This window comes from Caballeronia udeis (genome assembly GCF_001544555.2).
Classification (GTDB): domain Bacteria; phylum Pseudomonadota; class Gammaproteobacteria; order Burkholderiales; family Burkholderiaceae; genus Caballeronia; species Caballeronia udeis.
On sequence record NZ_FCOK02000023.1, the window covers coordinates 39682 to 53225 of the forward strand.

Here is a 13544-nt window from a genome sequence, read left to right on the forward strand (position 1 = left end):
GGTGGCAGGCAGATTGTGAAGACGCGTGCAAGTTCGTCCGGAACGGCGGCGCGCGCGAGGTGTGCAGGCAGCGTTGCCCGCGCCGATGTGGCAGGAGAAAGCGGCGATGAACGCAAGAGTTCTATCTTTGACTGAGACGGAAGCGCGTCCTCCAGGCGTCCGGTTCCTGTGCGTCTGCTCGGATTCGGGACACCGGGCCTGGCTCGCGCACGCGCTGGGTACGCTGGGCGCGCTCGAGTATGTGCCGTTCGACGCTGTCGAGTTGATGCCGAAGATATCGACGCTGGGCGCCGCGATGGTGTTCATCGACTTTGCCCGCGCGCCGCTTGAAGCGCCCGAGGCCAGCATCGCAAGCGCGACCGCCGTGGCGGCCGCAGTGCACGATGCATTCCCGGGAGTTGCCATTGTTGCGCTCGGTCACTGCAGCAGTCGGCTAGCGCGATTGCGGCATTGCGCGCCGGTGTACGTGATTTTATCGACGTGGAAGGTGAGCCTGGCGAAGCACTTCGGATTGCGAAGCAGTTGATCGAGCAGGCCGGCCAGTCCGCGAAGACAGAACAGATCACCAACCGTCACGGGCATATGACGGTGTTGCTCGGCGCGCGTATTGGCGTAGGCGTCAGCACGCTGGCGGCGAACCTGGCGGTGAAGCTGCAAAAGCGTGGTACGGCAGCGGCGAAGACCGCCGCGCTGCTCGACTTGGGCATTCCCGCTGCCGACAGTTCGGTGTTGCTCGACACGCAAAGCGAATTTAATTTCGTCGATGCCGTGCGTAACCTGCGCCGCTTCGACCAGACCTTCGTCCATACCGCGTTCGGGCGCCACGTGAGTGGCCTGGCGGTAACCACACTGCCGCCGGATCTCACGGCGATGCGCGAGGTGTCGTATGCGTCGGCGGTGAACCTGGTTAACCGGTTGCGGACCTTCTTCGATCACCAGATCGTCGATCTCGGCGGTTTTACCAACCTTGAGTTTGTCGCGCAGATGGTGCGTGCCGCGGACAACGTGTGGCTGGTTTGCGATCCGAACGTGGCGTCAGCGGTGTCCGCCATGGAGTTGCTGGAAGGCCTGCGTTTCCAGGATGTCGATGCGCGCTTGCCGAAGGATCGCGATACCGCCGATGCGCCGCAGAAGCTGCAGCTGGTCGTGAACAAGTTCGATCCTATGTTGCAATTTGGCGCCGAGCAGATTGCCGAGCGGCTTGGCTTGCCGCTGCTCGCGGTGCTGCCGGCGCGGGCGCTGTGATCGCGCACAAAGGTTACTTCGAACAAGCCGACGGCGGTACGTTGTTCCTCGATGAAATCGGCGATATGCCGCTCTATCAGCAGGTCAAGTTATTGCGCGTGCTGGAAGACAGTGCGGTCACGCGGATCGGTTCGGCCACACCGGTCAAGGTGGATTTCCGGCTGGTCGCCGCGACTCACAAGAGCCTGCCGCAATTGGTGAAGGACGGCGACTTCCGCGCGGATCTTTACTATCGGCTGGCGGTGATCGAGTTGAAGATTCCGTCGCTGGAGGAACGCGGGGCACTGGACAAGATTGCGTTGTTCAAGTCGTTCATCGCGCAGGTGGTGGGGCAAGAGAAGCTCGCGACCTTGCCCGAGTTGCCGTACTGGCTGGCCGATGCCGTCGCCGATAATTATTTCCCCGGCAACGTGCGTGAGCTGCGCAATCTGGCGGAGCGCATAGGCGTGACTGTGCGGCAAGTGGGATCGTGGGATACCGCGCGGCTGCAACGCTTGCTTACGCTTGCCCGCACCTCTCAGCCGGTGCCGCCAGAGCTGAGTGCTGAAGTGATCGTTGATCGCAGCAAGTGGGACATGAACGAACGCAACCGCGTGCTGGCCGCCCTCGAGGCGAACGGCTGGCGGCGGCAGGATACCGCGAGTCACCTTGGCATCAGCCGCAAGGAGCTGTGGGAAAAAATGCGCAAGTTCCAGATCTTCGACGAAGAACCTGAAACTCGCGCCGAGGAGTGAGACGTTGCAGGCAGCGGTGCCGCACCCGACGCGCTCGCCGCCTGGGTTGACTTCTACGCCAGTGCTGCGGTTAACGCGGCGAACGTGTGTTCGTCGGTCCGCTCGAAGTGCAGCGGCGTGACCGAGACCCGGCCCGACGCTACCACCGCCGTCTCGCTGTCGGCCGCGTTCTCGCGCGGGCCGCGCTGGAAACGCAGCCAGTAATATTGCAGGCCGCGCGGATCGGTTTGCGGCAGCACGTCGATACCTTCAACCAACCCCACGCCCTGGCGCGTCGGGGTAAGAGGGCCGGCCAAAGCGGCGTCTATGTCCGGGAAATTCACGTTGAGGCAAGTCGGTGCGTCGTGCGCGATGGCGAGCAGCGAGCGGATCACGCCGGGTGCGAGTTCGCGCGCCGTATCCCAGCGCACGTTGTCGCGATCGCTGAAGGTCTGGCTCAATGCAATGGATGGCAAGCCGAGCAGCAAGCCCGTCATGGCCGCGCCGACCGTGCCGGAGAACATGGTCTCCACGCCCAGGTTGCCGCCGCGGTTGATTCCCGACAACACCAGCGTAGGGGGCGCGTCCTGCATCAAATGCCGCACAGCCATCACTACGCAATCGCCGGGGGTGCCGAGCACGCCGAAGCGATGCTTGCCGTGCTGGCTCACGCGCAGCGGCGAATGCAAACTGATGGAGTGCGAGGTGCCGCTCTGGTCGTGCTCGGGGGCGACGACCCACACTTCGTCAGCGAGTTCGGCAGCAACGGCTTCAAGCACGGCGAGGCCGGGTGCGTCGATACCGTCGTCGTTGGTCAGCAGAACGCGTGCAAGTCTGGGTCGGGCGGACGTCGCAGAGGGCATTGCAAATCTCCTTTCGATTGAGGGAAAACGTCAATCGATCGATTATTCCAGAGATCGCGATGCGGGGCGGAGACGTGATGGGGAGTCTTCGTGAACGGTGTCCACGAAGACTGTGTGCTTGCGTATTTACTTGATGCCAAGTCCGCGCAGCACCGCATTGCCGTCTTCGGTGAGGCGGAACTTGGCCTCGCCTGGCGTGGGCGATACCATTTCCACGTAGCCGTATTCGCTCAGCGAGGCTACGTCGGGAGGCGCGGCCATTGCGTCGATCGGCGCGTGCAGCAGCAACAGCAGCGTGGCGATTTCGTGATGGCTGAGTAATCGTTTGATGGCTCGTACCGGAGCCGATGCGTTGCGGAGGTTCATGACGAACTCCTTTCGTTAATGCTTTGTCTTTGTTTCGTGCAGAGCGTCGATTGAACCACGCAACAGCGTGTCACGTTTCGATGAAGTTGGGGCAGGGTACCGATCAAGTCTTAGGCGAAACTTAAAACAGAACAAATGCCACGCGTGCGTCTGCGATGAAGACGATCGGGGAGGCTAAATATTGTGTTTGATGAGGTTAAAAATTGTAAGCCGGGTTCCTGGGGCTGAACGTGGCGTTGTCGAAGGTCTTCGGCACGATGTTCTGGAACACAATGCTTTCGAAGATATTGCCGTCGTTGTCGAAGGATTCCGCCGTCCGGAAAAACGGCCGCCTCAGGTCCAGGCCGAGTATTTCCTTCTTGGCATAAAAATCGGGCTGTCCGGAAGGGGTTTCGTAAGTGAAGGCGACCACGCGCGCACCGTCAATGGTTTTTACTTCGATGTCGTCGGCACGCGTGACCCCGGCGTCGGCGAATTTCTTGCCTTCGGCCAGGAACTGCTGCGTGATGTATTCGGTACCGAGATCGCGGACCGAATGTCGCGATTGCGAGTGCGCAAGCGGGCCGTTGAGTGACGCCCAGAGCGCAATCACCTTCAGAAAACCGCCCAGATGGCCGTACATTTGGTCGGGCCGTGAGGTTTCGTCATAGAGAATTTCCTGGCCCGCATGCGCACCGTCGGGCAGCCATTTTGCGTAGACCCGCAGCGGGTCACGCGTCAGGCGCACCAGCATGTGGTCAGCCTGATTCGGCCACCTGCCATGGATACGCTCACGCCGCAGCATGGTGAACTCATACGACGGATAACCGTTGGGGCCGTTCTTCAGGTAGCGCGGCAGCGCAAGCGGATCAAGCGATTTGAACAGCGCCACGAGCGCCGGGTCGCTCATATTGGCGAGCATGCCGCTCAACGCGGCTTGGCTCAGCCAGCGGACCTGGTCATCGAGCGGGAGTTTGTCGACCTGCGCCGCGGGTGTCGTCGGCGGTGCGCTCGATGTGCTCGATGCGTTTGTTACGCTCGTTATGCTGGCGGAGAGCGCCGGACCGGCCGCGGAGGTGGCGGAGGACACTGGCAAGGCGGCCGTGGCCGCGCTGGCCGCGTCTTGTGCGCTGGCGGGCATGGCGATGGTTGCGAGTCCAATCGCGGTCCACATACCCCAGATCCAGACGCTTACGCGAATCAGCTGACGGTTTTGGCGGCGCTGTCGTGCTCGATGCATGAAGTTCTCCGTGGTCCGTTCGTTCTACTTTGGCTGCGTATGCGTCGCACAGTTCACGGCCGAAATCTTTCCTTGTCTTAGAACGGCTCGGGGAGACCGAAAATTCCGGGGCATCGCGCTATATCTTCGGGGGTACCGTCGACAAAACCTGATCGGCTCGCCCGCCGGCGTCAGCGCTCGAGAATGGCGACAACCCCCTGTCCGCCCGCGGCGCAGATGGAGATGAGACCGCGGCGCGTTCGCGTGTCGCCGGGCGCCTGTGCCAGCGTCGCCAGCATCTTGGCGAGCGTCCCCACGATCCGTCCGCCGGTCGCCGCGAACGGGTGACCGGTTGCCAGTGAACCGCCATTGAGGTTCATGCGGCTGCGCTCGATCGAGCCGAACGGGCCGTCCAGCCCGAGTTGCGTGCGGCAGTATTCCTCGTCCTCCCAGGCCGCGAGCGTGCACAGCACCTGTGCCGCGAATGCCTCATGGATCTCGTAGAAATCGAAGTCGGCCAGTGCAAGTCCGGCCCGTTCGAGCAAGCGCGGCACGGCGTACGCGGGCGCCATCAGGAGGCCTTCTTTCTTGTCGAAGAAATCGACTGCCGCGGTTGCCGAGAGCGTCAGATAAGCGAGCACGGGCAGGTTGCGCGCAGCCGCCCATTCTTCGGACGCCAGCAACACCGCCGATGCGCCGTCAGTGAGCGGCGTGGAATTACCGGCTGTGAGCGTACCGGCGTCGCGATCGAAGACGGGTTTCAGCGCAGCGAGTTGCCCGGCCGTGAGGTCCGGGCGCAAGATGTTGTCGCGTGAAAGGCCTTTGTACGGTGTCATCAGGTCGTTGAAAAAACCGCGCTCGTACGCCGCTGCCAGCTTGCGGTGACTGTCGAGCGCAAGTTCATCCTGCGCTTCGCGCGAGATCTTCCAGCGCTTGGCCATCAACTCGCAGTGTTCACCCATTGACAGGCCGGTACGGGGTTCGCTGTTACGCGGCAGCATGGGCTTGAGCAGCATGCCGGGCCGCAGCTTCGCCAGTGCGCTCATGCGCTGCGCCGTGGACTTGCCGCGGTTCGCTTCCAGCAGGATCTTGCGCATCCGTTCGTTCACGCCAATAGGCGCGTCGGAAGTCGTATCCACGCCACCCGCAATGCCTGCATCAATCTGCCCGAGTGCAATCTTGTTCGCGATGAGGATCGCGGTTTCAAGGCCTGTCCCGCACGCCTGGCTCACGTCGTAGGCGGGCGTTTCCCAGGCGAGCGTGGTGGACAGCACTGCTTCGCGCGTTAGATTGAAGTCGCGTGAATGCTTGATCACCGCGCCCGCCGCGACTTCACCGAGACGCAGGCCGTGCAGGTCGTATCGATCGATCAGGCCTTGCAGCGTGAACGTCAGCATGTCCTGATTCGATGCCGTTGAATACGCCGTGTTGGAACGCGCGAACGGAATCCGGTTGCTGCCGACGATAGCCACGCGGCGCACGGCGGGAAGGGCGCTCACAGTCATGATGAAATCTCGTCGAAGGATACGGCGGGCGCTTCGGGATCGAAACCGGCCGGCGCGGCTGGTTTCAAACACCGCACGTTCTTGTACAAGGCTGCGAGTACATCGCGGCACTCGTTCATGACTCGGGGTTGCATCATGGCAATTCCCACTCGAAGCGGCCGCGCAGATGGTGCCGCTCACCCGCCAGATCGCGCACTTCAAAGTCGCGCGCTGTCGCCGATAAAGCCGCGGTCCACAGCGTCGTCTCTGCCGGCAGGAAAATAGGCGACTTGAAGTCGCCACGCACATTGGCGGTATCCAGTTGCTTCGACGGTTGCAGCGCCGCGAGCGTACGCCCGAGTGTCCACATGCCATGCGCGATTGCGTGCGGAAAGCCGAACGCTTTCGCCGTCAGCGCGTGCAGATGAATCGGGTTGAAGTCGCCGGACACTTTTGCATAATCGCGGCCGAGTTGTGCAGGAAGTTGCCAGCGTGCTTCACGTATGAGCGCGGGGGGCGTTGTATCGGTGACGATCGAAGCGCTGCCCCGACCCTCGGCACCACGCTTCAGATACACACTGTCCGCATCCCATACCGCTTCGCCACCACGATAGATACGCGTATGCAGCGTGAACACCTGGCCCTTGTCATGCGCCTCGAGCGCGCCGTTTTCCACTTCAATGCGCAATGTCTGTCCGGAGTGCAGCGTACGCCGCAAGCGCACGCTGTTCGACACATGCACGAGACCCATCGCGGGCCAGGGAAACGCGGGATCGGTGAGCAGCATCAGATGCAGCGGGAACGCCATCACGTGAGGGAACGTGACTGGCACGCCTTGCTCGGGGATAAACCCGCACACCCGCGCATAGCGGCCGATCTGTTCAGGATCGAGCGTCACGCCCGGGCGCACGAGCCGCAGCGGCGGCAGTTGGTCGACCGCATCCGCGCGTTTAAAAATGCCCCGCAGCGCGCGGCCATAGAGTTTTGCCGGAGGCGGCAGGGTCTCCAGGATCACCGTGCGCATGCGTGGCGAGCCCGACGGAAGCGGCATGCTCATGTCACGCTCCGATCAGGCTTTGTCCGCACACGCGCACCACGTTGCCGGTGATGCCGGCGGATGCGGGGCTGGCGAGCCACGCGACAGTCTCTGCTACATCCACGGGCCGGCCGCCCTGGCTCATCGAATTCAAGCGGCGTCCGGCTTCGCGAAGTCCCAGCGGAATCCGGGCGGTCATCTGCGTTTCGATGAACCCCGGCGCCACCGCGTTGATCGTGATGCCCCGTGTGCGCAGCGATTCGGCCATGCTCTGCACGCGGCCGATCACACCGGCCTTCGACGTCGCATAGTTGGTCTGGCCAGGATTGCCGGCAATCCCGCTGATCGACGATATCCCCATGATCCGGCCGCCGTCATGCAGCACATGCTGATCGAGCAGCATGTCGTCTATCCGTTCCTGCGCCGAAAGATTCACGTCGATCACGCTGTCCCACGCGGCCTCCGTCATTTTCGCGATGGTCTTGTCGCGCGTAATGCCGGCGTTGTGCACGACGATATGGACACCGCCCATTGCCAGCAGCGCGGCCGCGATGGTCGCGGGTGCGTCAGAGGCGGTGATATCCGCGACGAGCGCCGTGTGCGCGCCTTGCGACGGCCAGGCATCTTCAAGCGAGAGCATGGTCTGGTCGAGCGCGTCCTGCGCCTCGCGTACGTCGAGCCCGATTACATGCGCGCCACGATCGGCCAGCACCTGCGCAATCGCCGCACCGATCCCTTGCGCCGCGCCCGTCACGAGCGCGCGTTTGCCCGCGAGCGGCTGGTTCCAGTCGGCGGGTGGATTGGCAGGCGTGGCGTCGATACGCACGACCTGGCCCGACACATAGGCCGAGCGTGGCGACAGCAGAAAACGCAGCGCCCCTTCAATATCCCCGCCCGGTTCGACCTGCACCAGATTCGCAGAGATACCCCCACGCGCTTCCTTCCCGAGCGAACGTGTCATGCCTTCCAGCGCCCGTTGCGCGGTCCAGGCACGCGGTGAAGCGCAGGATTCGGGCGGCAATCCGAGTACGACAATGCGCCCGCTCTTCGCCACCGACCGGATGGCATCGTGGAAGAAGCCGTAAAGCGCATGTAGTTGCGTGCTGTCGGTAATGCCCGTTGCGTCGAAGATCAGCGCCTGCACCCGGTCGTTCGGCGGCGCGCCCGGCGCACGCGCTTCGAAGCGGCCGCTCATGGCGCCATGTCTTGCCGCGACGGACAGCCAGCCGAGCGCACTTTCGTGGGCGACGCTTGTCATGCCGAGCGAAGTCAGCAGCGTCAGCATCGGTTCGAACAGCGTAGGCGACGGCCCTGCTCCAATGGCTGCTATACCCCCGAATTCCGCGCGGCCCTGCGCGTACCGCAGCAATACTTCGGGCTGCGGCAGGCCGATGGAGCGCGCGATGCTCGCGCCGAAGGGTGAATTGACGAAGTCGAGATAGCGATCTTTCATGCCTGCCTGAGAACAATTTAGGGCTTATGTGAAGGGTCACGCATGGATCTCCTCCGGCTCGTTCGCCAGCGCTTGCTGACGTTTCTTCAACGCATCGAGCATACCGAAGTCCGCGCCGAAGTCGTCGACCTTGACGACCTCCACGCCGTAGCGCGCGTAGTCGGAGAGTACCTGACGTTCGTTTGCATCGATCAAACCGCGCGATTCGCAAGCCGCGCTCCAAGCGTCGAGTTCGGGCAGGCTTTGCGGCATCGGCGGGATCTGCCTGGCCTTGACCGCATCCCGCAGCTTATGCTCGATTTCAGCGTATCTCGGGCTGAGCGCGAACATCAACTCGCCGTAACCGAGCGGATCAATATGCGCGGGCGGCGCGTACGAGTCCGCAACCAGACGTTCGCGGGCGTCCCCGGGGGTTGTCATCAACTCGGCAATGGCGCTTCCCAGCCGATCCCCCGGCACGCAATGCGGCATGCCAAACGGAAACGCAAGGACGCGCACAAAACCTGCAGCGAGTGGTTTCGGATAATTGGAGAGTATGCCTTCGAAGGCCGTTTGCGCTTGATGCAGCGCATCTTCAACACCCCAGCGCACGAGCGGAAGATCGGCTTCAGGGCGGCCATCGTCTTCGAAGCGTTTGAGCGTGGCCGAGATCAGGTAGAGCTGCGAGAGGATATCGCCGAGTCTTGCGGACAGGCGTTCGCGCCGCTTCAATTCGCCGCCGAGCACGAACATCGATACATCTGCCAGCAGTGCAAACGCGGTGGACATGCGCGTGGCCGCGCGATAGTAGGGCACAAGACGCGCGTCGGCGCGCTGGGGTCTTGCGATCAGCACGCTGCCGCCCAACGCGAACACGAGGCTGCGCGCCACGTTCGATGCCGTGAAACTCGCGTGACCGAAGAACGCGTTGTCGAAATCACGCAGGCCTTTCGCGCGGTCGGCATCGCGTGTTGCGGTCATCTCTTTCAGCACGTAGGGATGACAGCGGATCGCGCCCTGGCCGAAGATGATCAGGCTGCGCGTGAGGATGTTCGCGCCTTCCACCGTGATCGAGATGGGCACCTGCTGATAAGCGCGGGCGAGGAAATTCGATGGCCCCATGCAGATGCCCTTGCCGGCGACCACGTCCATGCCGTCGTTGATCACTTTGCGCGCACGTTCGGTGATGTGATATTTCGCGATCGCGGAAATCACCGACGGTTTCTCGCCGAGATCGACACCTTGCGCCGACAAGCGGCGTGCCGCGTCCATCACATACAGGTTGCCGCCCATGCGGCCGAGCGCTTCCTGCACACCTTCAAACTTGCCGATAGCGGTACGGAACTGCCGCCGCACGGCGGAGTACGCACCGGTGCCGCGCACGGCGAGCTTCGCCATGCCCACGTTCGACGATGGCAACGAAATCGCGCGCCCCGCTGCAAGGCATTCCATCAGCATGCGCCAGCCGTTGCCGACCTGTTCGCGTCCGCCGATCACCCAGTCGAGAGGGATGAATACATCGTTGCCCCGGTTCGGGCCGTTCTGGAACACCGCGTTCAGCGGCCAGTGACGACGACCGATGTTGACGCCCGGATGCGTGGTGGGAATGAGCGCGCAGGTGATGCCGGCTTCGTCGTCGGCGCCAAGCAGATGGTCGGGATCGAGTGCGCGAAACGCGAGGCCGAGCACGGTCGCGATCGGCCCAAGCGTGATGTAGCGCTTGTCCCAGGTCACACGAAAGCCGAGCGTTTCGCGGCCCTCATGCAAACCCTTGCATACGATCCCCACGTCGGGAATGGCCGCCGCGTCCGATCCCGCGTAGGGGCTGGTCAGCGCGAAGCAGGGGATTTCGTCGCCACGGGCGAGGCGCGGCAGATAGTGATCCTTCTGCGCTTCGGTGCCGTAGTGCATCAGCAATTCGGCGGGACCCAGCGAGTTGGGCACCATCACCGAAACCGCTGCGGCGGAGCAGCGCGTGGCGAGTTTCATGATGACCTGCGAATGCGCGTAGGCGGAGAATTGTTTGCCGCCGTACTGCTTCGGAATGATCATGCCGAGAAAGCCCTTCGACTTGATGAATTCCCATGCCTGCGGTGACAGGTCCTGCCAGACCGCCGTCGTCTCCCAGTCATTGGCGAGATCGCAGAGTTGCGTGCATTCAGTGTTGATGAACGCTTGTTCTTCAGCCGTGAGCGTGGGTGCGCCGAGTGCGAGCAACGTGTCCCATGCCGGGCGTCCCGAGAACAGCGCTGCATCCCACCAGACCGTGCCGGCTTCGATCGCATCGCGTTCGGTCGGCGACATCTCCGGCAGGATCTTGCGGAACAGCTCGAAGATGGATTTGGTCAGGAGCGCGCGGCGCACTGGCTTGATGGCAAGCACGAGCGGCGGCAGCACGAAGACGATCGCAAGCAACGCTGTGACGACTGGTCCGGTCACCCCCGCGAACCAGCCGATAGCCACCCATATCACCGTCCATGCGAGCCAGGCAACGGCGGGTGCTTGCCTGTACAGCAGAGCGCCGCTCACGATAAACAGTGCGATCACGAAGCTGGCTGTCATGACGACCTCTCCTGATGTTGTTCGATAGTGTGCGGCAGAACGGCATGGAGGCGGCGTGCATCGGCAGCTTATTGTTCAGCACATTACATACCCGGCACGCGCGTCGTCAATTCAGGCATTGGCATGTTGCGATGCAGCATCGTGCGCGAACCGACTCTCGTTCGAAGGGTCGGTCTTCAAGGGTGCTGCGTTGTTCAGAACCGGTCCGTGCTCGGCGAACATGGAGGCGAACTGGCAGACGCTGTTCGGGAGCAACAAGGGTGCCTTGAGCGCGGCGACCATGACGAGCGCGAGACGGCCGATCAATTGCGAATCTTCCAGACGCTGCCCTTGCGCGAAATCTGCGATGCGACTGTCGGTATCGGCACCGGCGAGAATGCCCGCGAGCGAGCCGATGCAAAAGTGCAGCCGCCAGCCGAGTTCTTCGCGAGGCAGATGCGGGAGGACTGTTTGAAAAGCGTTGAAGAAACGCTCGGCCACCTCGGCATAGACGCCGCGCAGGAAGCCGCGGATGAACGGCGACGGGTCGGTGTAGGCGCGGCCGAGGAGGCGCAGCAACGCAGGGCCGCTCTTCTCGGCGCAACGGGATTGCTGAAGCGCCGGGATGAACATTGCACCGAGGATATGCTCGCACGTGAGGTGCGAACCCAGAGACGACTGGAAGCGTTCGAGCAGGGCCAGGCGGCCCTGGTTGAGACCGTCCAGGCGACGGCTGAGCATGGCGTGGATCAGCGCGTCCTTGCCGCCGAAGTGATAGTTCACGGCAGCCAGGTTCGCCTCGGCGCGGGCGGTGATGAGCCGCATCGACATGGCTTCATAACCGGCGTCGATAAAGAGCGTTTCGGCGGCGTCGAGCAAGCGGGTTTTGGTATTGCCGGTTGTGCGTAAGGATGCGCGACTGGAAGGGTTAAGCGTGGAACGGGTGGGCACTGGCGTCTCCGGGACCGTTATGGCGGTCCGCATGGTCGGAATTGTGGATGCAAGCTTTTTATCGTGATTAAAACGATCGTTCTAATCACGATAAAAAGCTTTGGCGAAATCGACAAGCCATTTCATGGAGCGTGCTCTCTAGAAAGAGAGCGATAGCACGGGAGGAAGAGAAGCAGACGGATATGAGGCGAGTGGGAAAATGGGGACGCGAGCGCGTCCCCATCGAATAAAAATGCTTAACCGAATTTAAACCGATTCCGTAGCCCCGATGTGCTGGGCAGACTCCGTCATGTCAATACCGCGCCGCTCGCGGCTAAAGAAAATAAGCCCCGCGATCACCACGGCGACCGTGCCGCCGACCAGCGCCATGGCGAGCCCATAGTTGTTGCCATTCTTGATAGCGATAGACGCTTGCATGGTGGCATTAACCGAAGCCAGCAGATTGCCCAACTGATAAATGAGCCCGGGAAACGTGGCGCGAATCTCATCGGGCGAAATCTCGTTCAGGTGTACCGGAATCACCCCCCAGGCCCCTTGAACAGAGATCTGCATCAGAAACGCTCCGGCGGCCAAGGCTACCGGGCCACTCGAGAATGCCCAGAGCGGCAATACCGGCAACGCAATTAAAGCGGCAATAAAAATTGCCCAACGGCGCCCGATTTTCTCCGACATGGACCCGAAGAACAGCCCGCCGCAGATTGCCCCGATATTCAGGACAATGGTAATGAGCGCAACCGTGTGTGGATCGAAGTGATGCTGTTCGCGCAGGAAGGTCGGATAAAGATCCTGGGTGCCGTGCGAGAAGAAGTTAAACGCGGTCATCAAGACAATGGCATAGATGGAGAGCTGCCAGTTTTTCTTCAGTGTCACCAGCAAGCCGGGCCGTGGCCGCTTCTCCATGGCTTTCCATGCCGGTGACTCAGGGACGTGTGCACGGACATATAAAACCAGCAGCGCGGGCGCCACGCCGATAAAAAACATCCCGCGCCAGCCGACATATTGATACGCGACGCCGAATACGATGGAAGCCAGCAGATATCCGCTCGGATAACCCGCTTGCAAGAGACCTGATACAAAACCGCGTGCCTTGGTTGGCACGGTTTCCATCGTAAGGGCCGAACCCACGCCCCATTCACCGCCCATCGCAATGCCGAACAGCGAACGCAACACAAGCAGCGTAAAGAGGTTCGGCGAGAAACCCGACAGCATTTCCAGCAACGAATAGATGGCGATATTGACCATCAGCGTCGGACGCCGGCCGTACTTGTCGGCGAGACGGCCGAAGATCAGCGCTCCAATAGGGCGCATTGCAAGAGTAAGGGTAATCCCCAGAGCGACCTCCGGGATCTTCGTATTAAATTCCGCGGCAATATCTTTCAATACGAAAACCATTAGAAAGAAATCGAAGGCATCGAGTGTCCAGCCTAAATAGGCCGCAATCGTCACGTTTCTTTGTTCTCGCGTCCAGCTCATTACCGTAATCTCCCCATTCGCGTAATTGATTAATCATGACGACGTCACCGAGGCCTTCTCTGCGCCGCGCCGGATAAGGCGCTCGGCTGGTGTCGGCAGGTTGGAGTGTACGCCGCTGTTTAATTGGATGCTCGCAACGATCACTCAAACTGGTATTAACCCCGGTATGGTTTCACGTTTGCTGGGCAACACGTCAATCGAATGGCTTTCGATTAAGCCCGATACTTAAAGAAAATGAAAGT

The 13544-nt window shown here is 61.8% G+C and carries 12 protein-coding genes and 1 pseudogene; 3 read left to right on the forward strand and 10 right to left on the reverse strand.

What is annotated here, in order from left to right:
• Positions 1 to 106 precede the first annotated feature (106 nt).
• From AWB69_RS17960 to AWB69_RS17965, 3 genes and pseudogenes are all read left to right on the forward strand, one after another.
• Complete coding sequence (locus AWB69_RS17960) at positions 107 to 526, forward strand: hypothetical protein (RefSeq protein ID WP_156528887.1); 420 nt, start codon at positions 107 to 109, stop codon at positions 524 to 526.
• Positions 481 to 1245, forward strand: a complete 765-nt coding sequence (locus tag AWB69_RS47770) for a P-loop NTPase family protein (protein WP_156528888.1) — start codon at positions 481 to 483, stop codon at positions 1243 to 1245. Before AWB69_RS17960 ends, AWB69_RS47770 begins: the two co-directional genes overlap by 46 nt.
• Positions 1236 to 1979, forward strand: a pseudogene (locus AWB69_RS17965) (sigma 54-interacting transcriptional regulator); the annotation flags it as partial. The gene AWB69_RS47770 and the pseudogene AWB69_RS17965, both read left to right, overlap by 10 nt.
• 53 nt (positions 1980 to 2032) lie before the next feature.
• On the opposite strand, the gene surE reads toward AWB69_RS17965, so the two are convergent.
• From surE to AWB69_RS18010, 10 genes are all read right to left on the reverse strand, one after another.
• Entirely contained in the window at positions 2033 to 2821 is a 789-nt protein-coding gene (gene surE / locus AWB69_RS17970) for a 5'/3'-nucleotidase SurE (RefSeq protein WP_062087115.1), read from the reverse strand.
• Between the two features lie 126 nt (positions 2822 to 2947).
• Positions 2948 to 3187: a hypothetical protein gene (locus tag AWB69_RS17975; protein WP_062087117.1), complete on the reverse strand. Its 240-nt coding sequence runs from the start codon at positions 3185 to 3187 to the stop codon at positions 2948 to 2950.
• Positions 3188 to 3383: 196 nt separating this feature from the next.
• Entirely contained in the window at positions 3384 to 4307 is a 924-nt protein-coding gene (locus AWB69_RS17980; protein WP_082913466.1) for a DUF1571 domain-containing protein, read from the reverse strand.
• A gap of 269 nt (positions 4308 to 4576) precedes the next feature.
• Positions 4577 to 5890: an acetyl-CoA C-acetyltransferase gene (locus AWB69_RS17985; protein WP_062087119.1), complete on the reverse strand. Its 1314-nt coding sequence runs from the start codon at positions 5888 to 5890 to the stop codon at positions 4577 to 4579.
• Positions 5887 to 6027 (reverse strand): hypothetical protein, encoded by a 141-nt coding sequence (locus AWB69_RS47775; RefSeq protein ID WP_156528889.1) that lies wholly within the window; start codon positions 6025 to 6027, stop codon positions 5887 to 5889. The genes AWB69_RS17985 and AWB69_RS47775 overlap by 4 nt, the downstream gene beginning before the upstream one ends.
• The gene (locus AWB69_RS17990; RefSeq protein WP_062087121.1) at positions 6024 to 6926 is read right to left on the reverse strand and encodes a MaoC family dehydratase; all 903 of its coding nucleotides are present in this window, start codon (positions 6924 to 6926) and stop codon (positions 6024 to 6026) included. The genes AWB69_RS47775 and AWB69_RS17990 overlap by 4 nt, the downstream gene beginning before the upstream one ends.
• Before the next feature lies 1 nt (position 6927).
• Positions 6928 to 8358 carry a 3-oxoacyl-ACP reductase gene (locus AWB69_RS17995; RefSeq protein WP_062087123.1) on the reverse strand — a complete coding sequence of 477 codons (1431 nt, stop codon included), beginning with the start codon at positions 8356 to 8358 and terminating at the stop codon, positions 6928 to 6930.
• A gap of 36 nt (positions 8359 to 8394) precedes the next feature.
• Positions 8395 to 10899, reverse strand: a complete 2505-nt coding sequence (locus AWB69_RS18000) for an acyl-CoA dehydrogenase (RefSeq protein ID WP_062087125.1) — start codon at positions 10897 to 10899, stop codon at positions 8395 to 8397.
• A gap of 111 nt (positions 10900 to 11010) precedes the next feature.
• Complete coding sequence (locus tag AWB69_RS18005; RefSeq protein ID WP_082913459.1) at positions 11011 to 11862, reverse strand: TetR/AcrR family transcriptional regulator; 852 nt, start codon at positions 11860 to 11862, stop codon at positions 11011 to 11013.
• Positions 11863 to 12075: 213 nt separating this feature from the next.
• On the reverse strand, positions 12076 to 13302 hold the full coding sequence (locus AWB69_RS18010) for an MFS transporter (protein WP_062087130.1): 1227 nt from the start codon (positions 13300 to 13302) through the stop codon (positions 12076 to 12078).
• Positions 13303 to 13544 lie beyond the last annotated feature (242 nt).